This window comes from Paenibacillus polymyxa (assembly GCF_001719045.1).
GTDB lineage: Bacteria > Bacillota > Bacilli > Paenibacillales > Paenibacillaceae > Paenibacillus > Paenibacillus polymyxa_B.
The window spans coordinates 795,007-820,990 of sequence record NZ_CP015423.1; the positions used below are offsets into that span (position 1 = coordinate 795,007).

Genomic DNA, 25,984 nt, shown 5'->3' on the forward strand with positions numbered 1-25,984 from the left:
CAGTTGATTGGGAACGGCCAAGTTCATCATTGGATTCACAGACCTTTCTGAAAATGCTCAATTTGAAGTCATTATTATCTTTCGAGTACAGCTTTTATGTTTCTGGCGGCTCATAAAAGAACTGATCCGTGTGTTTTATACTAGTGAACTTGAGCACCTGGGGCATATACAAGCGATAAATCATTATGTACTATTTTATATATTCAATATTTTCTTTCACCATTAGCACTGGGCCACATTACAGACTCATTTGAAATCGAACAGGCCCTTTTGGTTCGGACGCATTCTAAATTTAATAAAAGATTCCTTACTCGTAAATTGAAAATAAATATTTTCATCCATGAGGTGATTGAGTGTAAAACCAGGCGCTTTACCAAATGAATGAGCAGGATAAATTTGAATAGAGTCATCAATTTCTCGCTTTATTTTTTGAACGCTATTATATAATTCTACCGGATCTCCTCCATTTGGGTCACAAAAACCACAACCTTCAATGAATATTGTATCCCCAGTAAATAAGCGATCTGACAACAGATAGCATACACTTCCCACGGTATGTCCGGGGGTCAAAAGACTTTTGATTTCCGTTTCACCAACCTTGATTGAATCCTTGTCTTTAATTGAATATAAATTTCTACATCTAAAATTATAAAAATCGATTTCGTTTGTTGACATGAATACTTGCGGGTTATATTTTTCTAGGAGTGGATTTACCAAATTAATATGATCCCAATGTGAGTGAGTTAATAGTATCGCTTTGAGATCGCCATTCAATTGTTGAAGATAGGATTCTACTTTCAATAAATCCCATGATGGGTCAACAATAGCTATGTCTCTTGTTTTCTCATCCATTACAAAATATACATAGTTAATGAAATTCATAAAACAAACTCTTAACTGTTCCATATGATAAGTCAGATTCATATCAGCTTCACTGAACCACCTTCCCAATGATTAATTAAAAACAACAAAATTCTGTTTGAAGGATTTATACCTCTTCATTTTTGGAGATAATTTACACTCAATTATAAAGCCCCCATTTCGTGGTACCTATGATTATAACCATTGATGCAATAGAAAGGCTCCGACTCTCTGTTACAAGATCGCTTAATCTTGCCAAAATAAAAAACGCCTCTCCGTATGTTAACGGTGAGACGTTTTTTGTTGATCCTGCGTACCTGCTGAATGCTCCACTGCAGCTACAAGATCTCTCATTATTTTCGTTCATTTAACTTTGATGTGTCCATGGTAATTCAAGAATGCCGAGGACCGGGATCGAACCGGTACGGTAGTCACCTACCGCAGGATTTTAAGTCACTTACGATTAGTAAGCTCGTGAAAATCGCGCTATATCAACGTTTTAGACCGATTATATACGTTAAATTGACGACAAGTACCCGAGGACCTCACCGTTCATTTATGCGTGATGTGATTTCGTAGGCTCCCGCTCCTGTGCGGTTGCTACCATTATATTATACGGTAAATATTTCCGGTATACAAGCGTCGTAAACGAAGAAAAAGCGCCCGCCACGGATCATAACCGTAGACGAGCGCTTTATAATTTTCGGAAGTTTATTTTGATACGCCGATTTCTCACGCACCAGATTCCGGGCCGTCGCGCAGGGGCCTTGGGGGTACAGCCCTCGCAATCTCCACGCAAAAATACGCTTATTCTTTCGCTTTTAATAGCGTAAATAAGCGTTATTTTCGATCGAACACGCGCAGCCATGCTGACCACCCGGCCGCTTTTTATGCAGCGGATATTCACTGACATGTGCACAAAATCCATATTATGCGAATATGTCTGCGCCCGGAACCCGCGTCGTTATGCGGTTGATACTGCGCTGCATAAACGCACCCTATGCACTGCATATACATTACCAGCGTATAATCCGTATAAATCCCGTAGCTACGCAGCTTTGCGCCCTATCCGGCTGTCTACCCGCTGGTAACGTATGCAGTGAAATACACTGGTTCTCTCGTCCGTTATACACTACGTATGCAGCCGAAACGTATGGCGGATTTACGCTATACCCGAAAGTTTCCGTAGCTATAAAACTGCAAGACTCCGCGCCCCAACTGGCCCTTCAGCTATTAGAATGCTTTCGTATCCAAAAAATTCCGAAGGGGTCACGCGTCAGGAAGCTCGTGTAGGAAAATTCGCTAGAAAGTACACTTTTGGGACACGATAAATAGCCGCTAAAGCCTTATATACCGCTGATATAACGCCATTTCATCCGATTTCGCATTGGTTACGAATCCGAACCGACTCGCAGCTTAAATAAGGCCGAGCATTCGGCATCTCTCCGTGATTTCATCCGCTGAAAGCACCGACCAATCTACCGCACTCTTATGTCGTCGACGTATTGCGGATATGAACCCTCGGTGTACCCTCTCGTATTCTTTATTAAAATCCTCACGCTGCCTCCAACGGTACAATGTCCGCCTATCAACTCCGCATAGAGACGCGATTTCATCCATCGTGTCATGCACGCCCTTGCGCGCTAGCATTTCGATTGCAAGCCTATGACGCTCGTTAAGCGGTGGTCGTGCCCGTCTTTTGCACTTCTTATTCGTCATTGTAACGCAACTCCTTCCGTATGTAAAAAGAGCACAATAAAAAGGACGGCAAGATACCGTCCTTGAGTGCTGCATTTAACGTTTGTTCTTTCAATTATTCGTCCTCTTCTTGATGCTTAAATTCGAGCGTCTGTGTTGTCGGATTAACCCAATAGGATACCGCTTGCTCGAACTCTTGTTTATGCTGCTGATATTCGAGTTGAATAACGCCTATTTTATCATTATCATAATCACACAACTGCGGATAAAAAGCCACATCATCTTCGACACTTGTTTCCGCTACGTTGCCAGCCGATTCCGGTGTTACAAAAACTACTTTGCCTGATACCTTGTCCCAAAATACTCTCGATCCAATTTCAACCATCTTTACCCCTCCATATTTATTCATATGCGAACCATTCGAAAGCTTCAATTACCGCTGTAGAGGTCGATCCGGCATAGTCATTAATCCGGCTACTTCCAACCAAACACGTAAACCCTCCAGACTGTTGCGTGAGAATACTTAGGGTAAGACGGTTGTTAAATCTGCCATACATAGATATATCCCCTGTTTGCGGAATAGAGGCAGTAGCAAACCCTTCTATATACAGGACATTGCTAGTGTCTTTCAACCTCACGCGGATAAACACTCTTGTTGGAGAAAAGGACATGTTGTTCACTCCTAAGGTCATTGCAGCCCCACTACTAAAGTTAGGAGCTGTTACCGATTGACCGTTAAACGTGCCTTGTGCCCATCTTTTTACGGGTAGGTTAGTGATTGCTGTAGCTAACTCTGCGTGTGTGTTGCTGGCTGAGACATTACCACCTTTTCCGTTAATAGCGCCAGCAACGACACCTTTTCCATCAACGGATAATTGCTTTAAATTATTAAAATCGGACAATCCGAGAAGCCTTTGCCACGGTTGCCAAGAAGCAAACCCAGATCCGCTATTGTAAGCTGATCGTACCCATACCTCCATTTGACCGTGTGACCTATATGTCTGGCTCAACGCGCCACTCCCGGCTGTCATAACCTCCAGTACACCGTAAGTATATGCGCTCCCTTGGTCCACGTTTTTAGGGTAATTAATAAACGCTGACCAATCTGTAGCGTTGACCAAGTAAATACCGTTTGTAGTTGCGCTATTAAAATCGGCTGGAACCGCTCCCCGAACGACTACTCCGCTATTCCACAAAGCTCGTTCCGCGGCTGTGGTGTGTTTGACGGAATCCGCAGCATGCGTAGTAAGCGCCTTGGCTGTCGGCGCCAGCGTTTCGGACGTACTGTTCGTTGCATTCGTAAGCTGCACGATCCCCTTCTGCGTCGTACTCGCATCAGCCGGGTCCTTGACGTTAAGCTGATCTGCAGGCACCTTTCCGTCCGCGTCTAGTACGGCGAGCCCACCTGCTACGCCTACTTTCGTGTCTATAGCACGCCAATTTTCGTCTAGGTATTTCTCTAAATCAAAATACGTCGTTGTCGGCGATGTACGATCAATTAGATTTAATCCGAGATTTGGTGTCTTCATATGTTTTCTCCCTCCGTAAGTAAAAGAGCGAGCCGCAGCCCGCCCGTTATTAAATCCGATCCAAAACGATATAACGTTGTCCCGCACCAAACGACGCAACGGCCACGCGGTCGCCCGCCTTCAGCGTATCGTGGAACGTAATCTCGAACTCGCCGGATGTGAAGCCTCCGAAGTTGAACACGTCGCTGAACGCTTTCGAATTAACAGGCGCAGACGATTCCGTTTCCTTTGTTACGCGTGTATATCGGTTGAGTTCGAGCGTAGTCGGTGACAGCGACCCCGCGGAGCTTTTAACGGACACCTTTCGCGTATGTTCACGCAAATGCTCTGGAACAATTACGTCGTCTCCGTCGAGTTCGATCTTCATGTTATCGACTTGCACGCGGAGAGCCGGCGGAGGTGCGATGATCGTTGCGTACTCGATATCAACTTCTACGTTGTGTCCGAGCTGTTTAATAACGTCGCGAAATTGTGATACGCCGCCTCCGTCAATTCGTTCGATCATAAATGAGTCATCCTTTCGTTACGTAGCTAGTCTACGCGCCAACATACCGGCAAAGCGCTCAACATCCATATCGTTGCTAATCGTCACGTTTTGGATGACAATTGACGGAGCATTACCACCATTACCGCGTTGTTGGTCACGCCATTCGGATGCTTCATGCTTTGTGAGAATAGCCTCATCCTTGTGGGCAAGTGTAAGATAACCGTTATAGGGCACAGTATCCAATCCGCCTGCGTGCTTATTGCCGAGCTTATTTCGACGTTCAGCGTTATGTGCCGCCAACTGATCGTCTGGTACACCGCCCATCCACGTAGGTAAGTGTTTATTCGTCCAGTCAAAGAACCCGTTCACAGCGTCGCTCGATCCGAGAGACTTCGCCCCCCGGTCAATATAGACGTTAGATGCACCGCCGCCTGCACCTATTGCAGCCCCTGCGAGCGCACCGCCAGGACCAAATACACCACCAACTATCGCACCACCACCGCCATTAAGTACTGCACTAGCGATAGGGTCATTAGCGATCGCCTTTTGTATCCCGTCAATTAATCCAGAACCAAGTTTTAACCCGACACTCACAAACGTTGGTACGGCTGCTTCGAGAGACGATGCCATGAACTGAACGACCTGTGCCGTTAAGTTCTCTACAGCTACCCGTCCTCCACCATTCCACCAATTTGCGAATGCCTTTTCTATCTTTTCGAAGGCGAACGCCACTTTACTCTTAATATCCGGAAGCTTGGTAAACTCCGGATTATTAATAAAGTTATCCTTGAGGAACGTCTTAGCGGTTGTTACTGCGCGCTGCATAGCGGCAGTAATTCGCGGCGTATACTTAACGACAAACTCCGAAGCTGCTTGTGCTAGTCGTTTTAAGATCGGCATCGTAGGAAGCAACGCGGATATTTGCAACGTTTCAATCGCGCCCTGGAACTGCTCGACCGCACCCGCTGCGCTATCCATTTTCTTAGTCGCAACTTGGAGCGCGGTTACGTTCGCCATCTCTTGCTGAAACTTCTTAACGCCAGCCGCGCCTTCTTTAAAGAGGATGTTACCGGCACGAATAGCGTCGGACCCGAATATCTGATGCAAGTAGTATTGACGTTGCTCGTTCGTAAGCTTGCCGAAACGGTTCTTCAGCAAATCCGCTACCTGCGCCAGGTCCTTAATCTCGCCTTTATTATCGTAAAATGACGAATGAATGAGATTACTCGCAGTCAGGAACTTCTTCGTTTCCTTCGCGGCCTTAGACGTTCCGACCTTGAGCCCCGTCTGCGCTGCGACGTACTTCTCGATGTCCTTCGTAACTGCTTGTACCGATGTGCCCGTTGATTTAATGCCCTTCTTACTCATGAACGCGAGGGCATCCGTCGTGTTAACGGTGAGCAAATTGAAGTCTTCGAACATGCCGTACGCCTTTCCGTTGCTGGAACCAAGTTGGACAGGAACGTCTTCAGCGACGTACCTGCGTCCGCACCCTTTAATCCGTTATTCGCGAATAGACCTAGCGCTGTATTCGCATCCTTAAACGACATCCCTACGCCATCCGCAACGGAACCAACCACAGCCAATGAATAACGCAAATCGTGTACGTCCGTAGCCGACGCGTTCGCAGTCCCGGCGAGAGTATCAGCCGCTTGAGCTGCGGTTAAACCGTCTTTTTTGAACGAATTGAGCGCCGTAGACATGACTTCCGCAGCCTCCGCGAGACCGAGTCCGCCCGCTGTTGCGAGGTTGAGCGCTGCGTTCAGACCGCCCGCTTGGACCTGCGCGGTGGACATGCCCGCTTTCAAAAGCTCCTCGATCCCTTGTGCGGCCTCGAGCGCGCTATATTTTGTTAACGCCCCCTGCTCGAGCGCGAGTTGTTACATGGCTTTCGTTTGCGCGTCCGTTGCGCCTGTCAACGCCTGAATCGTGGACATTTGCGACTCGAAATCCATCGCTTTCTTGACGGAGTCTGCCGCGAATCCTACGCCCGTTACCGCTACGCCGAGACCTGTCGCCGCTACACCGAACTTCGTTATGCTGCTAAAAGCCTTGCGCATGGGACGGCTCATATCGTCGACTAGGCGTAAGTGTCCAATCAGATCGAATGAAATTTAGATCGCCGTCCTTTCGATCGCACGCACCAGGAGTCCCAACGCCTTGTAAACCGTCATGGCCGGTCCTACTACGCCTTTTCCAGTCCGGATGGCTTCGTCTACGTCGTCGATCGCGGGAAGTAGTTTCTTCATGCGGTAGCCCATCGCTTGTACACGCGCCATGTCTGAAGCTTCAAATTTTGCGGCCACTTCGTTCCATATCGCTGCCTGCTCAGGAAAGCTATCTGCGAAATCATACGAACCGGGACGCTTGTGCGTTAAGACCGATTCAACCAGTCGGATAACGGGCGTCACGCGATCCATATCGGCGAGGACGCTGTCCGGTAGTTTAGACTTGCTCATACGTGTTCCTCCTTTTGGTATAACAAAAAGAGACCCCGAAGGGCCTCCGTGTTATCGCTATTCGATTTCTCTGCCAGGCGCTACGCTTGTCGGAAGTATCTTACCGTACTTGTATGCCCTCGTGATCTCCATATCGGAAATCCCCCACACCTGGCGTCCGCCTCCGCGCCAGTGCAACGCCGTTTCCGGAAAGCAGGGCCGGTTTTCCCATTTCTCTCGACCGGGCTCTGTCGCCTCTACGGCATTCCTGTAGATATCAGATGCATCTTTTTTCAGAGTATGCAAATCTAAGACCGCCCTCAAATACACATGCTTGGCATCCTCAATTGCCCTCAATTTATCGTCATAATGCCGTTGGAAATAGTCTAGCGCCTCAGCCCGTCCAGTACGCATTGCCACTTCCGCAAGTGCGCTCCTCTCATCGGATGAACGTACGGACGCCTTAGACGCTCGTGCCTTGGCCGCCGCGAGATCGCTGGTGAGTTCGGCAACCTTACGTTGCAACTCGGCCTCATGATGTACATTTTTGGGTGTCGGATCGTCTAGCGTTGCGTCTCCCGCTTCCCGAAGTTCTGCGTTAGTTTTTTCGAGTTCTGCAGACAGCTCGGCGACATGGGAACAATGAGCCTCCACTACCTTATCTATTTGTGACTTGACTTCGTGATACGCTTTAATTGCGTCTTGTACTTTCTGCGGTAATTTAACCATTTAAACCATCCTCTCTATTGTCTAGTTACTCTCCATATACTTGTAAAAACGATTCGTGATCTCGCAACACCTTGTCCGTGAGTTCTTCGCCCAACGTAGGGGCGGCTCCTAATCGGACCATTGAGTTAACAGGCTGCGCATCCCTAAGTCGAGCAATCTCGTCAAGATTCTGTCTTGCCTGTGTCTTCGCGTCTGTCTCTGCCGTAGCCTTTATTTGCTCGTATGAAGTCCGCAATCGTAACGGGTCAGTTATGTGTCTGTTCAGATCGACGCCAGTATTGGCAAAGTCGTCTACGATGATCTTGGCAATGTATGGATCGCGGATGTCCTCCATAAATTCTAGGAGCTGTTGAGCAGCACGGTTGTTGTTGAATACGAGCAATTCCGTTTTTAAAGAGCTGTACTTGTCGGTGAACTCCCGCAATTGCTCTGCGGACGGTTGGGGATTCGGAGCACTAATCACAGCACGGACACTCTTTTCCGCTACGTCCAACTCAGCATCGATGGCGGCTTTATTGGCGCGGATAATCCTTGCCAGTTCGACGGCCCCTTTTTCACGTATTCCGCGTGCCTTTTGTGCGATGCCTAAGCCCGATAAAGTCGGGTCTTCTTGCGCTTCTTTAACCTCTTTTTTTACACGAGTGAAGATATCACGAGAGGCTATGATGGAACCATCTCCATAAATCAAATCTTTTACTTTTTGGATAGTATCATTGTAAGTTGTCATTGTTCATTTCCCCTTTTGGCTTAGTTTGCTTGGACGTCCGCTACCGCAGGCTTGCCGCCTCTACCCTCCATCAGTACGTACGTAACTCACACTGATTCCTCAGTTGTGTTAATTATTTGTAGTGCTCGATCGGCTGCGCCCAGCACGTTTGAATGAAGCCGAATACTCTCGCCGACGAACAATCCCTGCGCAGCCACTTCGTCAAAAGCGGAAACTATCGCGCCAGCCCCAGCCTCGATTGGATCGTCGCTATCCTCAGAAATAGGCTTACTACCCTGTAGAATCGGCCACCCAACGGATGAGTCAACGTAGACAAAATCGCGGCCGAAGTTCCGCTCATGCTCGATCGTTGGCAATCCCTTACTCATTTCCGTCTCTCCTTTCGTCTGCGTCTCCGCTCATCCTCGGCGATACGGTCCGCATTGAGCCGTATGTAACGCCGGGACACCGAATCACCAAACGTAATCGTAATGCCGTCCGCGTACGATATCACCGTATGGTACTGGTTAACTCCGTTGCTCAACATGGCTATTACCTCCTCGCTACTTGTGTACTCAAATACCGACATTGTGCGGAATCATCACCACGCCAGGCTTTACACCGCTTATCCGCTTTTGACATCGCGTGAAGCAATACGCAGCTTGAATCCGGCTTATAGTACGGACAATATGTAGCCGCATCCTCTCGATCCCTCACTAGCTCACCTCCCGTTTAAAGCGTGCATAACCGGTGCTCATTTCCGTGTTTTCGCTTGATTTCAGACGCGCAAAAATAAGCCGAGGGTCATAGTTCCTCCGCTTGTCTAATACGCTAATACCACGCTAATTCAACGTATAGTGTACTGCGCTGTCATGCGCTGATTTGGCAATTTAACAGCCGCTTGATTGACCGTTTCCGCGCTTCCGGTACACGATACTGAATTGCAATTAACTTGCCGAATCGGAAATACTCGGCCATGATATGAAAACCCGAATAGCTACGCTTGATCTTCGCCATAACGGTAGCATCCTCTGTATAAGCTGCGAGGTTGCTCGAATCAATCCGCCATATCTTGTTACCCACGTAAGGTCCTCCTTTTGGGTACGGCAAATAACCGACCGACTTTCCGTCGCTCGGAGTAATGGAACATTTTGTTAAAAGTCGATAGCCGTTTCTACGTATATTCCATCGACATAACCGCCTGCCTTCGGTACGGCACTCGTCTTTGTAACAGACGTAGTACGCTTACGCTTTTTAGGTCTACTAGCACGGGCATCCGCTCGTTCTCTACGTTCCTGTTTGTTACGTAAAGCTTCAGGAAACACGCGGTAAAATTCCATTTCATCTTCGATCGGACGCTTTACGTTATACGTGTTATTATCCCCTTTCGGGTTTGATACAATTTCGATTAATCCCCATTCCACGAGTTCACGGATTACTTTCGTAACTGTTGTCTCGCTGATTCCAGCTTCCATCTGTATATCGACTGAAGTCGGCCAAGCGTAGCCCTCTGCGGCATTCCAGTAGTGATATAGAATGTCATAAACAGCAATGTGGTCATTCTTGAATCCGTCTATATTAATATACAGTGTTCGAAATACACGCGCCGATGGAACAAAGATTTTAGACTGGAATGGCTTTTGACTGGACATAAGAACCTCCTATGGATTGGACTTTTTCGATTGTTGACTTTCGAGAAATTGGCGTAGTCTAACTGAATCTTCAAACACGAAAACGTTGAATTTTGGATTTCTACGATTAGACTCCATCCTCAACAGTTTTGCGCCTCTAATCATTAACTCGCCTGCAATTCGCTGCGTGAATATAGGAAACTCTGACATGTAGCTCCTCCTTTGAATGACCACCATATATTCTGTGGTGGTGGATAACTTATCTCTCTTTATTTGTTGTTTTTTCACGCGAAAATATATATGTTGATTCCCATACGTCCGTAATGTAATAGTGACCTTCTATTACGTTGCGGAAATATAATTCTTAATAGGTAACTCTTAATAGATAAGTCTTAATACACCACAAGTTATATGGTGGTTACCCCCGCCGTTTATGGTGGTTATCTCGTAATTTATGGTGGTCAACCTCGGTCTCATCGTAAAGGGAAAGCAACCGATTCAGTTTTTCCGGGCTCAATTCTAGTTCGTTAATGCATCGTTGCCTCATTCCATCGTTCATTACGCGTTCTCCCTTCTCCACGCGGCAAAGATGCGATTCAGAAACGCCGAGCAACGCGGCCATATCCGCAAGAGACAAACGGTATATTGAACGCAACCTACCGACAACGGTATAGTCTATCACCATGCGTTATCCTCCTTATTAGCGCAAGATTTCTTGCTTTATTGGTAAATAAAAAGAGGAATACGTAGGGCGTGCGGAGTGTACCCGCATCATTCTACTTCCTCATAACGTATAGCCGCAAAACACCGTAAAAAACAACCAAACAACGGAAGATTACGAGGCTCTCTCATATATAGGAGAATGTCGCCACCTAATATTCAGCCTTCCGCACGGGTTTCCGCCGCCCGCCCATCATCTCATATCGTTGTTTGGCCGCAGCTATAGTCAACAACTTGTCCGGATCGTGTGGACGCTCGTAGCTACCGACGTGACTCAACATCCAACTTTCAGACGTCCAATACGGATACTCCAGCCACCACAGATAACGTACCGGCTTAGCCGCCTTAATTGTGATATTTCGCCTTGGTTTAACCTGTCGTTGCTTCCGCCGTTGCGCAGTTTTTTGCATCGTCTTACACGTCGGCCCGCAAACCTTTGCGTTCCCCGGTCTTGTGACGTCTCTAAACGGATATCCGCAGACAACACACCATTTAACACGTGGGTCCTCAAACGGTCCGATCATTACGGTATGTATAATAGAAGCGGCCTCCTTTCGTGTCAGCCCTTCCGTTAATGACTTTGCGTACTCGACTGCACCTTCTCCCGGTTCCATGGCGTACCGCCCTCCTGTAAAATAATTGAGCGGCAGCCCACAACGGAGCCGCCGCATTTAATGTTATTCATCTTTCCGAAACAAGGTAGAGACCGCTTTCCCTTAGCCGTTGGTCTTCCGCCTCATACGCTGCGTATACCGCCTCCTCATAGTCACCGTACTTCCGGAGGAGTTCAGTAACCAAACGTATTCCTTCAGGCGTGTTACGAATATCGATCGCGATTTTGCCGGAACGTAGCGGGCGTATCGACACACCTGCATTTCTGCTTTGGGATAAGATATCAGACAGGACGGTATCGCTTGCGTAGCCTGTATAGATATACACCGTTGTTTTTCCGTCTTTGCGTTGTTTGATGTTCATAAACATAATAAAATCGCTCCCTTTTCGTTTGGTTTATATGCAATGCGGTCTCCCGCGGTCTACCTAGTTAACCGAATGTGCGGCGCCGTTATGCACACTTACACTACGTTTGTTTCCGGCGGAATGAGTTTCACACAGTTGAGCGTAATGTTTTTCCGTCTTATACTTATACCGACGACGCTTTTCGCGTTTTCGCACACTTTACGAAAATTCTCCGCCGTCACTTACTTCAACGCCGTCAAACAGCTCGTGACACACTTTTGCGGAAATTTATTTTCAGACTCACTTACTACAACGTATATCGAGTACCGTTTCGCACACCCGATACTGTATTGTCTACAGCGAACTTTGACTCCGGCACAGATTCTCGTGAAATTTTTTCCTCGTAATATATAAGGACACGAAATCACCAGAGTTGGACCGATCGCACACGCAAGTTGTGTCTAAATCGTGAATAAATAACTTTTTCCGCAACAAAATGGAACCTATGTTCTTATCCTTCGTATTACTGGATATAACAAGCAGACGACCGGTGCCTGAACCGGATTTACCGGCCGATCGTCCGAGGATGAAAAATTTATGTGAACTACGCCTGCCTGACGGATATTGCCGTATCCGGACGTAGGAATTATTGAAGCTGGCCGGTAGTTGGGACGTTGGCGCGTCCTTTCGCTACCGACCGAAGTTTACCGAGCAATTGGCGTTACTCAGCGATTGTTCCCTCCGATTGGCGTCGGAAAGTACAGATTTGAAACGTTTAGCCGCCAATGTTGGCGCAAGGGCAGCCCGGATAATAGGTAATACACGCGCGTCTCCTCCCCATTGAATGCCCGAAATGATTGGCGTCATTTCGAACAAACGCAGGTTCATCGGAGAACCTGAAATGGAAACTCTCCGACCATATGATGTGAGAACGTCTTGCGTCAACCATTCGATGACATCACGGCCTTGCAGTTTGGTAACGATCTCCGGTATGACTACAGCCGGATCTCGTGTGACGCTGGTTGCGAGTCTAACGCTAGACGTGTTTCGGTTTTCGATATAAAACCGATTGACGCCCGTCTGGTATATCCGCTCAACCTTCGATAGATAGACGGTTCCCTCCAGTACAAAAGCGGCGTATCCCGGTTTGACGAGGAAGCCCTCGCTCATGTCGTAATCGAGGTCATCGTCTTCCCATACGTGCAAAATAATGATCTTTTCGAGAACAGCGATACCATTCATACTCAAACGTCTCCATTCGGAAATACGTTGTTAAACGCTGTATCTAGTTCTTTTAACGTCTCAATTCGTTCGGAATCGGTGAAGTGCGGACTCCCTAATACGTTGCCGACCGCGAGAACATAGAACCGAAACGCGATCATTAACGCCTCGCCCGTAGTTTCGGAACCCAGCCGATAATCCGTGAAAATTTCCAAGTAAGACATTACGTCAACACCTCTCGCGCTATCAACACGACAGCGTAAATAAACCTAAGAATTGCGACAATACGTTTGCGATTCTTACGCGATAGTACGGTGTTACGCGTAGTTAATAAATTGCTTACTGCGTTCAATCTGGACGCCTCCCTTCCCGACAATGAATCCGAGTTCCTTCATAACGTCCATTGACAGCGTTAAGCTACCGAGCGGCGACCGCCGACTGACTCCCGTTAATTTCCAAAAAGCTCGCGGCTGTATTACGAGTTCCTCACGTGTACCGACGTACCGAACTATGTAGTTGCCCGTGATCGGATCGAGTACGTAGCGAACTTGAGCAGGAGTAACTAGTGGGCGTACAACACGGAAGACTTCGCGCTTCATTTCTGCGTCCAATTCAAAGCCGAGTTCGACGAGTTGTGCCGGAGTTGTTTCGACTGTATCACCGTAGAGAAACGGATTAGCTTGCGGTATAATAGAAAAGAATAATTCCGATGTAACGCGGAGTTCTTGACGAGTGCGGCCACTTCCGACCGTGATGATGACGTTACTATCGCGACGATTACGGATGAAACCTAACGTTATTGCCATATGATTCGCCTCCAAGCGGGATTATAGGATGAATTGCGGGCGTAGCTTCGGAACAGTACGATGTTGCTCGGGAGAAGGATGAAACTTTATATTAACTCAATACGTTAATAACCTGATACGATAATAACCCGTAGAGTTAATATAGTCAACCCCTTTTATAATAAAATAAAATTAATAACAAGGAGGGTCGCGAATGATTCGTTTTACACTTGAAGAGATGCTCAAGAAAAGAGAAATGAGTATGTATGCACTGTCTAAAAGCTCAGGCATCCGTCCAAATACCATAAGCCAGTGGGTAACAAACGAGGGCGTTGACGTAAAGTCTGTAACTATCGAGACTCTTGATAGAGTTTGCTCCGTATTAGACTGTCAACCGGGGGATTTGATTAAATACATACCTCAGAATGGCGAAGAATTTACTAATCAAAATTAAATTTTCTTATAAACTTATGAAAGAAGGTAACACATGCCCTGTGATTTCATTCAGTATTATGTATTTGCTTCGAACATTAAGTTACACGAAGAAACAGCAGTTTCTGTGCCAAACTCAGTTGTCAAAGAAATTAGGTTAGCTCCCCGTAACGACGAAAATTCAAACAACGAAGCTACTACCACTATCCTAATACGTTGTCTTTTTAATTCCATTTCAGATAGGTTAGTCGCTGAAGTTGAAGCAAAGAAAGTTATTGCAATTTTACTTGGTAAATTATCATACACTCACACTAATGCAATTTTTAGCGACCCTTTCTTCTCATACATGTATTCTAACGGCCAGGTAACTACAACCTCAGAACTTCAATCATCATTGACAGTAAGGGGAAGATTGGACATTACAAAAATTAAAAATATTGCACTTGAGGAAGATCATATTTTCCTTTTTAGGTCAGCTCATTCAATAAATAACGATTCATTAAGACTGACAATGTTGTATGGCCTATTTGAAAAGATTGTCGATACAAAGTTATCAACCCCCGGAAATAAACATGCACAACACACAGTTGATCTAATCATTTATTTCTGGCAAAAACAAAGAGGGGTTTCAACTTTATGGAAAAAGTCTTCTAAACCAAATGCCAAGCATCCCGAAACTATATACACTTGGTTAAGAAACCAGATTGGGCATTCGCAAGCAGATGGTTACAAGTATAATATCCATCCACAAATAAGTGATCACATTACGGAATTTGTTGATCTTGTTAAAAAATCAATGGCTGATTACGAATTAATAAATGAAGCATTTTATGAAGAAGTGGCTGCTTTGTATCAACAAGAAAAATCACAGATAATCGCCTCACTCCAAATTTAAATAACTTATCGCAGCTCAGACGCAGCCTACCGAAGCGCCTTTTTTTACGCCTCTCCCCCGCCAAATCAAGCACGTAGATAATAGGCGGGGGGTGTTCGATAGGTTGTCGAGTAAAGACGCTAATTAAACATTAAATTTACGGAGAAAGAGAGCAATAAGATGGAACAACTAGCGGAGGCATGTACGGAGAAAGCGCTATGTTAAACATAGAATCAATACTTTAAAAGCCTGCAATTCTCTACGTTTAGGACACGGGCTTTTAACGTTAAATTAGGCGTTTATAGCGCTATCCTTGCGTGAGTATTCAGAGCGGAGTTACGGCGCTTATTTGCGGTGAAAATACGCTATATGTACTGTCTTTTATCAATGCATAGGTGCAATAAATCCCATCAATGTTCCTATTAAACCGCAAGCGACCGATAGCGCCATGATTACGACGCCCTGAACGTCCTTGCCAGACTTTTTCGTCAGATATCCGAACACAACGCCAGCGGCTCCGATAAGCAACGGGAAGAACACCAGCGATACCACAACGCAAATCCATCCGAAGATAGGATAGGCGCTTGGTTGCGTTTTCTTTCGTTCAAACCGCGCCTCGAACTTATCGCTTTCCACCGTATCCCTCCGCCATCTCACATTTACCTAAATAATACCATCGGACTAGGCCACTGTCACTACAGTTACACGAAAAATAACAACAAACCCCCTGTTACATAAATTTTTCCGTATTATATAGACAAAATAATATTATTATTGTTTACAGTCAATGCTTAGTGTATAATGAAATAAAAATGTAACGCATTACAAAAAAGAAAAGGCCGCTAATATCGCAAGACATAGCGCGGCCCTATTTAGGTATTACTTATAGAAAATAGCCGACCATCCGTCCAAAGATAACGGCTATTTTCCGCGTCTTATTACAATGACGGGAGCAGCAAACATTATCATCAAAGACAATGATTCATATACAGTCATAGCGGTCACCTCCTGGGTAGCCGCTTTTTGCTATGCCTTGCTGGCTTAATTATACAACCCTCCCCTCTTTTATACAATCGTAATTTGCTACCCGCTACATCCAAGAGTAGTAGTACGTTGTCACTAAAAGAAAAACGGACCCACCTACGCAACATAAATGAGTCCGTTGTTCTCTCTGCTACTTCGGCATCCATACGTCAATCAACACGACGGACTGGTTCGCCTCTGTTACGACGCTTACCAAGCGTGAGGCTTCCGGAATATCGTCGCCATCCGCTTCCATTCCGTAGAGATGCAGCGCAAGGCAGTCCTTCGCCATATATAGCGCTTCTTCGTCTGTGTCGCCGCAAGTGTAGGCGCCAGGTAAGTCCGGGAAGCTGACCGAAATGCCATCGTCTGATCCTTCGCCTGGGTAATCGAATATAGCGGGGTATACGTATCGGTTTTTCATAAGTGACGCCTCCTACTAATCGCTAAGAATCGAATTTACCGGTGAATATTTCGTATGCTGTACGGAGATATCCGGCTGGTACATCTCTGCGTAGAGTTTCACCATCTCCAACGTCTTATGGCCCATGATCGACATAAGCGAAACAATATCACCGCCGTTCATTAAGTAATTGCGCGCAAACGTATACCGCAGCGAATGGCAGGATACGCGAACTCCCTTGATATTCGCCAGTTTGCCGTAATCGCTTATCTGCTCCTGTACATAGCGTCGTCTAAGCGGCTGACCCTCCGCATTCACGAAGAAAATATCGTGTTCCTGCTCTCCACGCATCTCCTGATATTCACGTAATCGAAGCGCTAACGTCTCGCTGAATGGCACAACGCGTTCCGTGCGGCCCTTCCCGTAAATTTGAATCACTTGCTCCTGCCAGTAAACGTCATGGACACGAAAGGTCAACGCCTCCTCCAAGCGTACCCCAGTATCCAAGAGAACGAGTAGGAAGACGTAGGTGCGAAAGCCGGCTATCGTACCTCTATCAGGCGCGTCCAATAACGCAACAACCTGTTCGCGACTTAGCGTGCGATTAATGCGCTTTTCTTCAACGAGCTTATCAATCGGTTCCATTGGGTTTTCATTTAAGTAGCCCGAGCTATGCAAGTGATTAAAGAACGCGCGCAGACCTCTAATATATTTGTTGACTGTAGACGCTTTATTACCTATGTCTAATCTTCGTTGTATAAATTCGTATACGTCCTCTGTAATTACGTCTATAGGACGCGATACGTCATTTTCGGCTAGGAACTCTTTGAACTTACTCAAGGTCTGAAAGTAAAAATCATGCGTATTCTCAGTCAAATTCTTCAGTTTTCTTGATTGAAGGAATCCAGTTATAGCTTCATCCATCTCCAATAGTTCCTTGTTCTGCTTTTGTTCAATGATTTTCTTTCTCTTCTCTTTGTAGTCCATGTCCAAACTCCTCTCCTATTATTAAGAGAAAGTTTAAACCATAAACTCAGCGGATACAAAAACGCCCATCTCCGAAGAGATGAGCGTTACGCACATATGTTTTATATTTTCGTATTCCGTTTTGCCTTCGTACTCTTAAAAAGCCGATCAACCGGACTCGCCTTCGCGTGCTCCGTTTTCAAATCATCGTTTACAAGCGCTACATAACGCCGTGTCATTTCCATCGTAGAGTGGCCGAGAGCCCGCTGTGCCGCGAAAGCATTCGCTCCGTTACGCAGGAACTCCAACGCGAATACATGCCTTAAGTCATATGGTCGAATATGCGTTCCGATCTTTTTGCAGTATATCTCCATACGGTCGCCCCACGTATGGCGGTTAAGTGACCGCCCTTCATACGAACAAAATATCGGAATGTCATCGCTCCACTCAGGCGCACGCACCGATATCAGTTTCCGCAGCGCCTTCGTTGTAGTCTCCGATATAGGAAGCGTCCGGGCAACGCGACCCTTCGCCACCTTTGCCGGTACGTAAATTTCCCGCAAAGATGCGTTAAAATCCTGCGGTATTAGCTTCGTACCCTCCGACGGGCGGATGCCTGTATCTAGCGTTAAAAGGATGAGCGTATAGTCGCGTAGGCCGACGAAAGTGTTTTGGTTAGGCGCGGCCAACAACGCATTAAGCACGTCTACCTCGACCGCAACGGCTCGGTTTTCTGTCTTGCGTTTCTTTACACTTGCGAGCGGATTCGTGGATAGCTCGCCCTCTCTCATACAGTAGTTAAAGAATGTGCGTAAGTAAACGAGTCGATTGTTAAACGTTGGCGGCGCGATGTCCTCCGCTAGATGCTCCATTACCGCGTCCCTTAGCGCTTCTCCGAGTCCCACGCATTGGGAAAACGCTTGATTAGCAACTTAACGGTCCGATCGTAGTCATGTAACGTATGATCGCCAACTCCGTCCTCTAGCTTCTTATGCGCCAGGAATTCCGTGAGAAGCTGACACCAGCCCGTCCGGTTGCCCGCCGTAGGTTTTATACTTCGTAATCTTGCCAAAATAAAAACGCCTCCTCCGCATATTAACGGTGAGGCGCTTCGTTGGTCCTGTGTACCTAAAACGGAACATTCCGCAGGTACACAGGACCTCGCGTTATTTTCGTCCATTTAACGCTGATGTGACCGAGGTAAAACGTTGTGATGCCGAGGACCGGGATCGAACCGGTACGGTAGTCACCTACCGCAGGATTTTAAGTCCTGTGCGTCTGCCAATTCCGCCACCCCGGCATAAATTTAGGAACGTTAATCTTTACATTTACTTGTCTTACAAGTATCTGAGAAACATGCATCTGATTAAGAAGTGTTCTCGTTATGTAAATGTCGTTCAATTGGGCACCAACATATAATACGATAATTTTATCGAATTGTAAAGTATTTTTTTAAAAAAATAATAAATTTCTCTTTTTGTATAACTTGTGCACATTTGAATCACACTAATAAACGTCTTTCCAAACTACCAGAAGGGGTGTTACGAATGCGTGAAGGTATGATTCCAGCTGTTCTTGGAACGGTAGTATCGGCTTCAGGCGCTGTGTTGCTGAGCAGTAAGTACAAACTTGCAGCTACAGGCATTCTCGGTTTCGGACTGGCTCATGTTGTTCTGGGAGCGATTGATCTGATTGAGCATCGCTAGTTGTTTGGGAAGTGCCGGGTGGGATTTAGTCCCTCCCGGTTTTATTTTTATCAACGTTTAGTCTGGAGCACAAGCGTTTATGTAAAGTATAGAAGCTGAATGTACCTAATAAAAGGAGCTGTGATGTGCTATGAGAGATAATAACTCTGAAAAAAATCGTACTGACGATCAAATCGAACATAAACAATCCCTCGACAAGCGCGAGCCAGGATTTAATCGCATTCCTGACACCGATGCAGATACACCTGCTGCTACCGATATGATTGATGAAGCCATAGGTCGCGGGATAGATAAGTTACGTAACGATTTCACAAAATAAAGCATGGGTAATAGGACACAGGTTTGTGAGCAGCCCTTAATTTTATTTGTTTTGATATGTACAGTGATTTCGTAAAATCACTTAAAGATCAGCATAATCCAGCCAATGATCGATATCCACAGCACGATGCTGATTAAGAGTCCAAACATGATACCAAAAGAGAAATTACCTTCATTCTTCGGCACAGTACTGCCAAATTTCAATCTAAGCTTCATTTGATTCCAGTTCATAGAACCCCCTCCTTAAGTTCTATTTCGGAATATGAAGCTTATTTTTTTAGACCTATAGTCATGTTTTCGAAAATAAAAAAGGGTTTTTCGTCCTATCACCCTGATCGCGGAAACAGGATTACAGTTATACCGACCAAACAAATCAATCCACCAATGAAATCGTACAAGTCGGGTGTCTTTTTATCAATCCACCAGCCCCATACGATGGAAAGAACAATAAAGACACCTCCGTATGCTGCATACACACGCCCAAAGGAGGAAAAAACCTGAAAGGTAGCGATGATTCCATACACAGCCAAAATTACTCCGCCGCAAAGTCCGACATACCATGTCTTCCCTTCACGCAGCCACTGCCAAATCAAATATCCTCCTCCAATTTCAGCGATGCCAGCTAATATAAAAAGTAAAGCTGCTTTTAACACCATTTCACATCCCTAATTCTTCAAATTCTTTTCGTTTTTTTGGATATCTCAATTAGAGCACTCGAGCTAAAATGATAATCAATGCAATCACGCCAACTAGAATCAGCAGGTTGCTGACCTGACGCCATAAGCTAGGCACTCCCTCGGAGTGAAGCTTCCGCTGATTGGCATCAAAGTTCGCTTTGGCTCCTTCAGCATCTGCTGATCTAGAGAATGGTCTGTTTTCTTCATTCATAAGAGTACCTCCTTTTCAATCCACTTTAATCTTACCAAACTTTTCCGTCGATTTCGCGGTGCTTTTATGCATATACTTACCACATATTTCTGATTGCATCTTCATATATGTGAAGTACATATCCATATGTCAATATTTCGCTGAATATAAAGTATGATGTCGAATCAAGGTAGAGTGGGTATTTAGACGTCTTTCATTGCAGGACGGTAGTTATGGTATAATTTAGTCAACTTGTTCAAGATCGTAACCAGCGCTCAATTGTTTACTGCAATTGTAATTAAATTCACATCCAAGAATCCACATCCCGGTTACAACCTGCATATTCTGTTTGTAAACCCAGGAGGAGGATACCGATGTCCCCAATCTTTATAGCAAGTTTAATGATAATGGGCATATTTTTATTTCAGGCAGCCATCGTTTTCGGCATCATACATTGGATTTCAAAACGCACCCAACGTCCAGCACAAACCAAAATGTATCTTGCAATGGGTTTGCTCGTTGTAATTTTAGGCTTCCTTGTATGGGACAACTGGATACACTCACAGGAATTCAATGGATGGGCCACGATTAGTCTGCTGGTGATTATTATTAGCGCCTATATACAGCTTAGAAAGCAAAAAGAAAAATACTAATCCCATTACCATGCATCAAAGGAGGAGCGCCATGAAATCTCACTCAACACGCTTTTGGTTACAGAGGGTGCTACTGCTAATGCTTGTTTTACTCTTCAGCGGCTCTCAGCAATCATTCATTGTTGCCGATGCCGCCCCGCCAATTAATGTTCAGGCCTCTGCCAAAGCTAAGCAATTACTCACCTACCTATCTAATGTACCGGATGATATGCTAATTTCCGGGCAGCATGATTACTTAGAGGCACCGGATGAACAAAATAACAAGCTACAACAAATCAGCGGACAATACGCAGGACTTCACGGCTATGAGTTTGGAGGATTAGCTAATCAGTCTCGTACGGCCCTACAAGAGCAACGTCAGCATGTTGTGAATAGTGCTATCCAATGGAGTCAGGACGGCGGAATCGTAGCTATTACCTTCCATCAGGCGCTACCGGGCACACCCAAAACGTGGAAAAATGTACAAGCAAAAATAACTCAAGCTGAATTTAATCGTTACATCACGCCGGGTACCCCGCAATATAAACAACTGATCGCCGATCTGGATGAGGTGGCTCTGTCCCTTAAGACTTTACGAGACGCGGATGTACCTGTTTTATGGAGACCCTATCATGAGATGAACGGCAACTGGTTTTGGTGGGGGAACAAGCAAAATTACGCTAAGTTGTGGAATCTAATGTATGATCGGTTCACTCATGTCCATCATCTGGATAACCTGTTGTGGGTGTGGAGTCCCAATGCCCCAAACGCATATAGCACTCCCTATAATCTATCCTTCCCAGGTATTAACCGGGTAGATATTCTTGCAGCTGATATCTATAATAATGATTATAAATCCTCCTATTACACTGAATTGCTAAAGCTTGCGCAGGGCAAGCCTATGGGAATCGGAGAAAGTGATATTCTGCCGAGTGCGAAGGTGCTGCAAAACCAGCCAGCCTGGGCCTATGCCATGACATGGGGAAAGGAGCTGTCTGCAACCAATTCACAAGCAGCAATCAGACATTTTATGAACCAAAATAATATCATCACACGAGACCTTCTTCATGAGTCCCTCCGCTGAAAAAAAAAGCTTCCACTTCGCTCTAAGAGCAAAGTGGAAGCTTTTTTTATACTAAATCCAAATAAAGCTCTCTAACTATTTCTGATAACCTCTTCTAGATCAATATTGGCATACGCCTCTTCACCAAGATGTACGGATACAATGGTGTAAATCCGCTTGGACAGTCTAGACATCAGCCGATCACCCGGTGCTACAGAATATTCTTCCCGATAATCTCCAATTTTGTGAAAACCGCTGGACATATGGATGTACAAGTTACCCCTACGTGTTCTACCATGCACCAACATCAAATCTCCTCCTGCTGTGTAACCAACCTAATTTCCCTGTTACATGTATATCGGTCAGAACAAGATAGGATATAAGTCCCTGGTACCCTTCTTTCGTTTCACATGTTAGTGCACGTAAACGAAACGGGTCTGCCAGTGATGTGACAGACCCGTTTTTGTAAACCCATTTTCGTGATTTAGGAAGAAACTATTCTTGATAGGATTCTGCTATTGCATTCGCTGCAATGATTGCATTGTACACGTCAGCAGGACTAACCGGGAACGGCATGTTGACCATTGTATCATTCGATGCACAAGCAGCTTCAGCCACTTGGCGCCATTCAGCCTCAACAAATTCCTCTACACCCAAGTCACGAAGCGTCAACGGAAGGCCTACATCCTTCACCAGTTTAATCACGGTTTCCAGTTCCTCTTTCGGTGCATTTTCCAGCACTAGCTGGGTTAACAAACCGAATGTAACTTTCTCACCATGCTGTGCTTTATGGAGCGAAGGAACAGCCGTCATGCCATTATGAATGGCATGTGCTGCTGCCAATCCACCTGATTCTGCACCAACACCGCTCAGATAAATAGTAGCTTCAATCGTATCCTCAACCGCACGAGTATATACTTTACGATCCACAGCACGTTTGGCCTTCACAGCATTTTCCAGCAACGTATCATAACAAAGACGAGCAAGTCCCAGCCCTGTAGTGGAAGGCTTGTTCAGAACCAGGTTATCTCCATTGGCCTGATAGCAGGCACGAGCTTCAAAATAAGTGGCCAGTGCATCACCGATTCCAGCTGCAAAGAAACGTGCAGGCGCTGCTGCCAGGATGCCTGTATCCGCCAGTACAACGTCTGGATTAGTAGGCAGGAACAGATATTCATCAAAAGAGCCATCTTTTTTGTATATAACCGCAAGCGCAGTACAAGGAGCATCTGTAGAAGCAATGGTTGGGAAAATAACAACAGGCAGCTTTTCATAATAAGCCGTTGCCTTGGCGGTATCCAATGTTTTTCCCCCGCCAATCCCTATGATAATGTTCGAACCATGTTTACGCACCAATTCGCGGTTACGATCAATCTCTTCTTTTGTACATTCATATTGAAATTTCTCGAAGACCACCTGGTTACCAGCTGCTTCAATCGAAGCACCTGCCTCCTTTTGGGCCCTTTCAAGTATGAACTCATCACAAATGACAAAGGCTTTATCGCCATAATCCTTAATATAGTCATTTAACGACGAGAGTAGATTTTGTCCAGAAATAAATTTCTTGGGTGAAGTAACGGACCTTACGACGTTTGCCATGTAAATTCCTCCTCAGCTTTGACTCATACTCAAATTAATAATGATTTGGGCATGTGACCCTTTAACTATAAACCTCTTTTCACATTATTAAAAGGCTTATTATGGAATATTTTATGAACAAATTGTGTATCTATTATATTTGAACAGTCGAGCTCCATTCAGAATACAGGATACCCATCATGATACGATCATAACTGTTACCATCACGAAGAACAGCGGAACGAACTCTACCCTCAAGCTGGAACCCCGCCTTCTCATAAGTTCGGATCGCTTGTGTATTGTACTCAATCACATCCAAGCCGACCCGATTCAAATTGAGCTCATAAAACGCATAACGAAGAATGAGCCGTACCGCTTCTGCCCCAAAGCTCTTGCCGCGGTAGTCCGTATTACCTATACCTATTGCCAGCTGTCCGCTGCGATTATTCCACTCAATCCCGTGGATAGCAACAAATCCGATCAAGACATCATCTGCCAATGTTCTTAATCGAAAATAGACCTCGTTAGAGCGGGGAGATCCTTCTGACTCCATCTGTTTCAACGTGTAGGGGAGCGCCAAATCCGTATCTACATTTCGCAGATACTTCGCATCCTCACCCCATTTGAACATCACTTCGGCATCTTCTTCCCTGACTGCGGCCAATTTTATTCGTTCCCCATAAAACAAATTTTCGATCTTAATGACTCTTCAGCTCCCATTATGAATTGTGTGCCATGTTTTCCGTCATAATTGTCATGCTATCCGATGTCCGCAATATAAGCTCTCCCTTTTAATTCAATGTTTAAATTTTACAAAATAATCAAACATAGCACAACCAAATCATTACAATTATCATTGTGTGACACACAAAAAGACCTTACAGTTGCAAGGTCTTCGTATAACTAATATTTAAACAACATAGCAACCAGCTGATATCCAGCTCCAATCGTCCAGAACAGCACATAATCACCGCGCCGGATACGACCCGATTCAATACCTTCATATAGCGCAATGAACGGGCTACTGGTACCTGTGTAACCATATCGATCACCCACATAAATCATTTGGGCATCCTCTAGCTCCAAGTGATCCTGAATCTTCAATACATTTGCTAACGAGAACTGAGACAGACAATAAGCCCGTACATCCTGAGGCGTCAGCCCATTCTTTTTTAAAATGCGTTCAAGCAGATCAAATGTAGGAGGCAAGGCCATATTGGCATCGAACGGAAGCCACTGAATATATTTTCCGGGGGCGTTCCTTTGGAGTGTTGCCGCTAACCCCTGAGCCGGGTACAAAATTTTATCTATATTGACTGGGTCCGTAAAATACATTGAATCTATAAAACCGGTGTCTTCTTCTGTACGCTCCAAAATAGCCGCACATGCAGCATCTCCATAGTTCGCATAAGTAATCTCATCCTCCGGATCGGAAATGAGTGAATTATAATCTGAACCGATAATAAGCGCTGTCCGCACGTCAGGATTAGATAGCATCGACCGACTGGCTTGATCGACAGCGACTGTCATCCCTGCACAATTCGCGTTGGAATCCATCACGGCCACATCATGTCTCGCCCCAATCGCCTGGTGAACAAACAAAGCATTCATCGGAAACAGTGACTCAGGAACTTGAGTGGAGAACACGATCATATCCACATCACGGCCTGTCATACCGGCCTGTTCCAGAGCTTTTTGCGCAGCTGCAATTCCCATGGTTAGGCCGTTTTCGTTCGGATCATCAATGATATAACGCTGTTTTCTACCCATATGCTCCATGAAGCGTCGAATATCTTTGCCCCGCTCGTCAAAATGGCGAACATAGTATTCGTTATCCAACGAATGGGGCGGATGGTACACACCCAGTGCTTTTATTTTGATATGGCTCATCAGGTTTCCCCCTTACACATACGTCAGCGCATTATTGTACGACAATATCTACGTTGTTTAATCCTGCTTCACGTGCTACTCGACCAAGCTGCATTTTAATAATGGTTTGTTGTAGACTGATACCAAAGATTACTTTGGCAAATCCAGTTTCTTTATAACGTACAAATGAGCCCTTCAATTTTTCCACTTCTCCCGGACCCAAAAGTGCCATCTGGGTACAATCTACCTTGAGTGTAAAGCTGGACGCCTGAATGGATGAAGTTTTGGCTACATAATCTTTTACAAAGCTATCATACTCCTCCTGGCTAAAAACTCCATTCACCGCCATATGTACCGTTTTCATGGCTTGATCTACTTCGATAGTGTAAGGATGTTGACTCATTTAGAAAGACTCCTTTGATTTCATTTTTTTGTCTATTAAGAGTATCGGAATAATAGGTAGAATTTTTAATATTAAATCAGATAAATCA

General features: G+C 45.4%; 38 protein-coding genes, 1 tRNA gene and 2 pseudogenes. 6 read left to right on the forward strand and 35 right to left on the reverse strand.

Annotated elements, in window-relative coordinates:
- Positions 1-246 precede the first annotated feature (246 nt).
- From AOU00_RS03505 to AOU00_RS03605, 21 genes and pseudogenes are all read right to left on the reverse strand, one after another.
- Positions 247-924: an MBL fold metallo-hydrolase gene (locus AOU00_RS03505; protein WP_061828475.1), complete on the reverse strand. Its 678-nt coding sequence runs from the start codon at positions 922-924 to the stop codon at positions 247-249.
- A 1,353-nt stretch (positions 925-2,277) separates the two neighbouring features.
- Positions 2,278-2,580, reverse strand: a complete 303-nt coding sequence (locus AOU00_RS03510; RefSeq protein ID WP_069289931.1) for a phBC6A51 family helix-turn-helix protein — start codon at positions 2,578-2,580, stop codon at positions 2,278-2,280.
- Between the two features lie 94 nt (positions 2,581-2,674).
- On the reverse strand, positions 2,675-2,944 hold the full coding sequence (locus AOU00_RS03515; RefSeq protein ID WP_069289932.1) for a hypothetical protein: 270 nt from the start codon (positions 2,942-2,944) through the stop codon (positions 2,675-2,677).
- Between the two features lie 862 nt (positions 2,945-3,806).
- Positions 3,807-3,932: pseudogene (locus AOU00_RS27670) on the reverse strand (tail fiber protein); the annotation flags it as partial.
- Between the two features lie 205 nt (positions 3,933-4,137).
- Positions 4,138-4,593, reverse strand: coding sequence for a DUF2577 domain-containing protein (locus tag AOU00_RS03525; RefSeq protein WP_069289934.1), 456 nt, complete (start codon positions 4,591-4,593; stop codon positions 4,138-4,140).
- Between the two features lie 18 nt (positions 4,594-4,611).
- Entirely contained in the window at positions 4,612-5,943 is a 1,332-nt protein-coding gene (locus tag AOU00_RS03530) for a phage tail tape measure protein (RefSeq protein WP_069289935.1), read from the reverse strand.
- Positions 5,940-6,440 (reverse strand): annotated as a pseudogene (locus tag AOU00_RS03535) (phage tail tape measure protein); the annotation flags it as partial. The pseudogene AOU00_RS03535 and the gene AOU00_RS03530, both read right to left, overlap by 4 nt.
- Positions 6,441-6,455: 15 nt before the next feature.
- On the reverse strand, positions 6,456-6,647 hold the full coding sequence (locus AOU00_RS03540) for a hypothetical protein (protein ID WP_172828256.1): 192 nt from the start codon (positions 6,645-6,647) through the stop codon (positions 6,456-6,458).
- A 42-nt stretch (positions 6,648-6,689) separates the two neighbouring features.
- Positions 6,690-7,034: a hypothetical protein gene (locus AOU00_RS03545; RefSeq protein ID WP_069289938.1), complete on the reverse strand. Its 345-nt coding sequence runs from the start codon at positions 7,032-7,034 to the stop codon at positions 6,690-6,692.
- Between the two features lie 57 nt (positions 7,035-7,091).
- Complete coding sequence (locus AOU00_RS03550) at positions 7,092-7,667, reverse strand: hypothetical protein (protein ID WP_155765225.1); 576 nt, start codon at positions 7,665-7,667, stop codon at positions 7,092-7,094.
- 100 nt (positions 7,668-7,767) lie between these two features.
- Positions 7,768-8,469 (reverse strand): hypothetical protein, encoded by a 702-nt coding sequence (locus AOU00_RS03555; RefSeq protein ID WP_069289940.1) that lies wholly within the window; start codon positions 8,467-8,469, stop codon positions 7,768-7,770.
- 86 nt (positions 8,470-8,555) lie between these two features.
- On the reverse strand, positions 8,556-8,837 hold the full coding sequence (locus AOU00_RS03560; RefSeq protein ID WP_069289941.1) for a hypothetical protein: 282 nt from the start codon (positions 8,835-8,837) through the stop codon (positions 8,556-8,558).
- On the reverse strand, positions 8,834-8,995 hold the full coding sequence (locus AOU00_RS26515) for a hypothetical protein (protein WP_172828257.1): 162 nt from the start codon (positions 8,993-8,995) through the stop codon (positions 8,834-8,836). The genes AOU00_RS03560 and AOU00_RS26515 overlap by 4 nt, the downstream gene beginning before the upstream one ends.
- 323 nt (positions 8,996-9,318) lie before the next feature.
- A complete protein-coding gene (locus AOU00_RS03565; RefSeq protein ID WP_069289942.1) occupies positions 9,319-9,531 on the reverse strand; it encodes a hypothetical protein in 213 nt (70 codons plus the stop codon).
- Between the two features lie 71 nt (positions 9,532-9,602).
- The gene (locus AOU00_RS03570; RefSeq protein WP_069289943.1) at positions 9,603-10,100 is read right to left on the reverse strand and encodes a MarR family transcriptional regulator; all 498 of its coding nucleotides are present in this window, start codon (positions 10,098-10,100) and stop codon (positions 9,603-9,605) included.
- A 397-nt stretch (positions 10,101-10,497) separates the two neighbouring features.
- Positions 10,498-10,764 carry a helix-turn-helix domain-containing protein gene (locus tag AOU00_RS03580; RefSeq protein ID WP_069289945.1) on the reverse strand — a complete coding sequence of 89 codons (267 nt, stop codon included), beginning with the start codon at positions 10,762-10,764 and terminating at the stop codon, positions 10,498-10,500.
- A gap of 187 nt (positions 10,765-10,951) precedes the next feature.
- The gene (locus tag AOU00_RS03585; protein WP_081330674.1) at positions 10,952-11,413 is read right to left on the reverse strand and encodes a hypothetical protein; all 462 of its coding nucleotides are present in this window, start codon (positions 11,411-11,413) and stop codon (positions 10,952-10,954) included.
- A 67-nt stretch (positions 11,414-11,480) separates the two neighbouring features.
- A complete protein-coding gene (locus tag AOU00_RS03590; protein ID WP_069289947.1) occupies positions 11,481-11,780 on the reverse strand; it encodes a hypothetical protein in 300 nt (99 codons plus the stop codon).
- Positions 11,781-12,446: 666 nt separating this feature from the next.
- Positions 12,447-12,998 carry a hypothetical protein gene (locus tag AOU00_RS03595; protein ID WP_069289948.1) on the reverse strand — a complete coding sequence of 184 codons (552 nt, stop codon included), beginning with the start codon at positions 12,996-12,998 and terminating at the stop codon, positions 12,447-12,449.
- 2 nt (positions 12,999-13,000) lie between these two features.
- Positions 13,001-13,201 (reverse strand): hypothetical protein, encoded by a 201-nt coding sequence (locus AOU00_RS03600; protein WP_069289949.1) that lies wholly within the window; start codon positions 13,199-13,201, stop codon positions 13,001-13,003.
- A 93-nt stretch (positions 13,202-13,294) separates the two neighbouring features.
- Complete coding sequence (locus AOU00_RS03605) at positions 13,295-13,783, reverse strand: hypothetical protein (protein ID WP_069289950.1); 489 nt, start codon at positions 13,781-13,783, stop codon at positions 13,295-13,297.
- Between the two features lie 193 nt (positions 13,784-13,976).
- Between AOU00_RS03605 and AOU00_RS03610 the strand changes: the two genes are divergently transcribed.
- Positions 13,977-14,216, forward strand: a complete 240-nt coding sequence (locus AOU00_RS03610; protein ID WP_069289951.1) for a helix-turn-helix domain-containing protein — start codon at positions 13,977-13,979, stop codon at positions 14,214-14,216.
- A gap of 33 nt (positions 14,217-14,249) precedes the next feature.
- The gene (locus AOU00_RS03615; RefSeq protein ID WP_069289952.1) at positions 14,250-15,089 is read left to right on the forward strand and encodes a hypothetical protein; all 840 of its coding nucleotides are present in this window, start codon (positions 14,250-14,252) and stop codon (positions 15,087-15,089) included.
- 363 nt (positions 15,090-15,452) lie between these two features.
- On the opposite strand, the gene AOU00_RS03620 is transcribed toward AOU00_RS03615, so the two are convergent.
- The 6 genes from AOU00_RS03620 to AOU00_RS03640 form a co-directional block, all read right to left on the reverse strand.
- Positions 15,453-15,725 carry a hypothetical protein gene (locus AOU00_RS03620; RefSeq protein WP_172828258.1) on the reverse strand — a complete coding sequence of 91 codons (273 nt, stop codon included), beginning with the start codon at positions 15,723-15,725 and terminating at the stop codon, positions 15,453-15,455.
- A gap of 517 nt (positions 15,726-16,242) precedes the next feature.
- Positions 16,243-16,515: a type II toxin-antitoxin system HicB family antitoxin gene (locus AOU00_RS03625; protein WP_069289954.1), complete on the reverse strand. Its 273-nt coding sequence runs from the start codon at positions 16,513-16,515 to the stop codon at positions 16,243-16,245.
- A gap of 15 nt (positions 16,516-16,530) precedes the next feature.
- A complete protein-coding gene (locus tag AOU00_RS03630; RefSeq protein WP_069289955.1) occupies positions 16,531-17,481 on the reverse strand; it encodes a tyrosine-type recombinase/integrase in 951 nt (316 codons plus the stop codon).
- Between the two features lie 101 nt (positions 17,482-17,582).
- Complete coding sequence (locus tag AOU00_RS03635) at positions 17,583-18,332, reverse strand: tyrosine-type recombinase/integrase (RefSeq protein WP_237166264.1); 750 nt, start codon at positions 18,330-18,332, stop codon at positions 17,583-17,585.
- Between the two features lie 11 nt (positions 18,333-18,343).
- Positions 18,344-18,532 carry a hypothetical protein gene (locus AOU00_RS26940; RefSeq protein ID WP_237166265.1) on the reverse strand — a complete coding sequence of 63 codons (189 nt, stop codon included), beginning with the start codon at positions 18,530-18,532 and terminating at the stop codon, positions 18,344-18,346.
- Between the two features lie 142 nt (positions 18,533-18,674).
- Positions 18,675-18,760 (reverse strand) — tRNA-Leu (locus AOU00_RS03640).
- 247 nt (positions 18,761-19,007) lie between these two features.
- Between AOU00_RS03640 and AOU00_RS03645 the strand changes: the two genes are divergently transcribed.
- Together AOU00_RS03645 and AOU00_RS03650 are read left to right on the forward strand one after the other, a co-directional pair.
- On the forward strand, positions 19,008-19,166 hold the full coding sequence (locus AOU00_RS03645; protein ID WP_013311032.1) for a hypothetical protein: 159 nt from the start codon (positions 19,008-19,010) through the stop codon (positions 19,164-19,166).
- Between the two features lie 130 nt (positions 19,167-19,296).
- Positions 19,297-19,485 (forward strand): hypothetical protein, encoded by a 189-nt coding sequence (locus AOU00_RS03650; protein ID WP_023989396.1) that lies wholly within the window; start codon positions 19,297-19,299, stop codon positions 19,483-19,485.
- A 77-nt stretch (positions 19,486-19,562) separates the two neighbouring features.
- Here AOU00_RS03650 and AOU00_RS26520 read toward each other — a convergent pair whose 3' ends face one another.
- The 3 genes from AOU00_RS26520 to AOU00_RS03660 form a co-directional block, all read right to left on the reverse strand.
- Positions 19,563-19,715 (reverse strand): hypothetical protein, encoded by a 153-nt coding sequence (locus AOU00_RS26520; RefSeq protein ID WP_172828259.1) that lies wholly within the window; start codon positions 19,713-19,715, stop codon positions 19,563-19,565.
- A 95-nt stretch (positions 19,716-19,810) separates the two neighbouring features.
- Positions 19,811-20,137 (reverse strand): YnfA family protein, encoded by a 327-nt coding sequence (locus AOU00_RS03655; RefSeq protein WP_069291997.1) that lies wholly within the window; start codon positions 20,135-20,137, stop codon positions 19,811-19,813.
- Between the two features lie 52 nt (positions 20,138-20,189).
- Positions 20,190-20,372, reverse strand: a complete 183-nt coding sequence (locus AOU00_RS03660; RefSeq protein ID WP_013311035.1) for a hypothetical protein — start codon at positions 20,370-20,372, stop codon at positions 20,190-20,192.
- Between the two features lie 353 nt (positions 20,373-20,725).
- Here AOU00_RS03660 and AOU00_RS03665 point away from each other — a divergent pair, with 353 nt between their 5' ends.
- Together AOU00_RS03665 and AOU00_RS03670 are read left to right on the forward strand one after the other, a co-directional pair.
- Positions 20,726-21,004, forward strand: coding sequence for a hypothetical protein (locus AOU00_RS03665; RefSeq protein WP_069289956.1), 279 nt, complete (start codon positions 20,726-20,728; stop codon positions 21,002-21,004).
- 31 nt (positions 21,005-21,035) lie between these two features.
- The gene (locus tag AOU00_RS03670; RefSeq protein ID WP_039272214.1) at positions 21,036-22,067 is read left to right on the forward strand and encodes a glycosyl hydrolase; all 1,032 of its coding nucleotides are present in this window, start codon (positions 21,036-21,038) and stop codon (positions 22,065-22,067) included.
- A gap of 71 nt (positions 22,068-22,138) precedes the next feature.
- Here the strand turns inward: AOU00_RS03670 and AOU00_RS03675 are convergent, their stop codons facing one another.
- The 5 genes from AOU00_RS03675 to AOU00_RS03695 all read right to left on the reverse strand — a co-directional run bounded on the left by AOU00_RS03675 (position 22,139) and on the right by AOU00_RS03695 (position 25,896).
- Positions 22,139-22,354, reverse strand: a complete 216-nt coding sequence (locus AOU00_RS03675) for a hypothetical protein (RefSeq protein WP_069289957.1) — start codon at positions 22,352-22,354, stop codon at positions 22,139-22,141.
- Positions 22,355-22,541: 187 nt separating this feature from the next.
- Positions 22,542-23,645 (reverse strand): glycerol dehydrogenase, encoded by a 1,104-nt coding sequence (locus AOU00_RS03680; protein WP_023989402.1) that lies wholly within the window; start codon positions 23,643-23,645, stop codon positions 22,542-22,544.
- Between the two features lie 133 nt (positions 23,646-23,778).
- The gene (locus AOU00_RS03685; protein WP_069289958.1) at positions 23,779-24,312 is read right to left on the reverse strand and encodes a GNAT family N-acetyltransferase; all 534 of its coding nucleotides are present in this window, start codon (positions 24,310-24,312) and stop codon (positions 23,779-23,781) included.
- 215 nt (positions 24,313-24,527) lie between these two features.
- Positions 24,528-25,514: a ketoacyl-ACP synthase III gene (locus AOU00_RS03690; protein WP_069289959.1), complete on the reverse strand. Its 987-nt coding sequence runs from the start codon at positions 25,512-25,514 to the stop codon at positions 24,528-24,530.
- A 31-nt stretch (positions 25,515-25,545) separates the two neighbouring features.
- A complete protein-coding gene (locus AOU00_RS03695; protein WP_029517714.1) occupies positions 25,546-25,896 on the reverse strand; it encodes a hypothetical protein in 351 nt (116 codons plus the stop codon).
- Between the last annotated feature and the right edge of the window lie 88 nt (positions 25,897-25,984).

Coding starts and splice junctions, on each gene's coding strand:
- AOU00_RS03505 (WP_061828475.1), bottom strand. CDS start 924: ATGAATCTGACTTATCATATGGAACAGTTAAGAGTTTGTTTTATGAAT.
- AOU00_RS03510 (WP_069289931.1), bottom strand. CDS start 2,580: ATGACGAATAAGAAGTGCAAAAGACGGGCACGACCACCGCTTAACGAG.
- AOU00_RS03515 (WP_069289932.1), bottom strand. CDS start 2,944: ATGGTTGAAATTGGATCGAGAGTATTTTGGGACAAGGTATCAGGCAAA.
- AOU00_RS03525 (WP_069289934.1), bottom strand. CDS start 4,593: ATGATCGAACGAATTGACGGAGGCGGCGTATCACAATTTCGCGACGTT.
- AOU00_RS03530 (WP_069289935.1), bottom strand. CDS start 5,943: ATGAGTAAGAAGGGCATTAAATCAACGGGCACATCGGTACAAGCAGTT.
- AOU00_RS03540 (WP_172828256.1), bottom strand. CDS start 6,647: ATGAGCCGTCCCATGCGCAAGGCTTTTAGCAGCATAACGAAGTTCGGT.
- AOU00_RS03545 (WP_069289938.1), bottom strand. CDS start 7,034: ATGAGCAAGTCTAAACTACCGGACAGCGTCCTCGCCGATATGGATCGC.
- AOU00_RS03555 (WP_069289940.1), bottom strand. CDS start 8,469: ATGACAACTTACAATGATACTATCCAAAAAGTAAAAGATTTGATTTAT.
- AOU00_RS03560 (WP_069289941.1), bottom strand. CDS start 8,837: ATGAGTAAGGGATTGCCAACGATCGAGCATGAGCGGAACTTCGGCCGC.
- AOU00_RS26515 (WP_172828257.1), bottom strand. CDS start 8,995: ATGTTGAGCAACGGAGTTAACCAGTACCATACGGTGATATCGTACGCG.
- AOU00_RS03570 (WP_069289943.1), bottom strand. CDS start 10,100: ATGTCCAGTCAAAAGCCATTCCAGTCTAAAATCTTTGTTCCATCGGCG.
- AOU00_RS03580 (WP_069289945.1), bottom strand. CDS start 10,764: ATGGTGATAGACTATACCGTTGTCGGTAGGTTGCGTTCAATATACCGT.
- AOU00_RS03585 (WP_081330674.1), bottom strand. CDS start 11,413: ATGGAACCGGGAGAAGGTGCAGTCGAGTACGCAAAGTCATTAACGGAA.
- AOU00_RS03590 (WP_069289947.1), bottom strand. CDS start 11,780: ATGTTTATGAACATCAAACAACGCAAAGACGGAAAAACAACGGTGTAT.
- AOU00_RS03595 (WP_069289948.1), bottom strand. CDS start 12,998: ATGAATGGTATCGCTGTTCTCGAAAAGATCATTATTTTGCACGTATGG.
- AOU00_RS03600 (WP_069289949.1), bottom strand. CDS start 13,201: ATGTCTTACTTGGAAATTTTCACGGATTATCGGCTGGGTTCCGAAACT.
- AOU00_RS03605 (WP_069289950.1), bottom strand. CDS start 13,783: ATGGCAATAACGTTAGGTTTCATCCGTAATCGTCGCGATAGTAACGTC.
- AOU00_RS03610 (WP_069289951.1), top strand. CDS start 13,977: ATGATTCGTTTTACACTTGAAGAGATGCTCAAGAAAAGAGAAATGAGT.
- AOU00_RS03615 (WP_069289952.1), top strand. CDS start 14,250: ATGCCCTGTGATTTCATTCAGTATTATGTATTTGCTTCGAACATTAAG.
- AOU00_RS03625 (WP_069289954.1), bottom strand. CDS start 16,515: ATGAAAAACCGATACGTATACCCCGCTATATTCGATTACCCAGGCGAA.
- AOU00_RS03630 (WP_069289955.1), bottom strand. CDS start 17,481: ATGGACTACAAAGAGAAGAGAAAGAAAATCATTGAACAAAAGCAGAAC.
- AOU00_RS03635 (WP_237166264.1), bottom strand. CDS start 18,332: ATGGAGCATCTAGCGGAGGACATCGCGCCGCCAACGTTTAACAATCGA.
- AOU00_RS03645 (WP_013311032.1), top strand. CDS start 19,008: ATGCGTGAAGGTATGATTCCAGCTGTTCTTGGAACGGTAGTATCGGCT.
- AOU00_RS03650 (WP_023989396.1), top strand. CDS start 19,297: ATGAGAGATAATAACTCTGAAAAAAATCGTACTGACGATCAAATCGAA.
- AOU00_RS26520 (WP_172828259.1), bottom strand. CDS start 19,715: ATGAACTGGAATCAAATGAAGCTTAGATTGAAATTTGGCAGTACTGTG.
- AOU00_RS03660 (WP_013311035.1), bottom strand. CDS start 20,372: ATGAATGAAGAAAACAGACCATTCTCTAGATCAGCAGATGCTGAAGGA.
- AOU00_RS03665 (WP_069289956.1), top strand. CDS start 20,726: ATGTCCCCAATCTTTATAGCAAGTTTAATGATAATGGGCATATTTTTA.
- AOU00_RS03670 (WP_039272214.1), top strand. CDS start 21,036: ATGAAATCTCACTCAACACGCTTTTGGTTACAGAGGGTGCTACTGCTA.
- AOU00_RS03675 (WP_069289957.1), bottom strand. CDS start 22,354: ATGTTGGTGCATGGTAGAACACGTAGGGGTAACTTGTACATCCATATG.
- AOU00_RS03680 (WP_023989402.1), bottom strand. CDS start 23,645: ATGGCAAACGTCGTAAGGTCCGTTACTTCACCCAAGAAATTTATTTCT.
- AOU00_RS03690 (WP_069289959.1), bottom strand. CDS start 25,514: ATGAGCCATATCAAAATAAAAGCACTGGGTGTGTACCATCCGCCCCAT.
- AOU00_RS03695 (WP_029517714.1), bottom strand. CDS start 25,896: ATGAGTCAACATCCTTACACTATCGAAGTAGATCAAGCCATGAAAACG.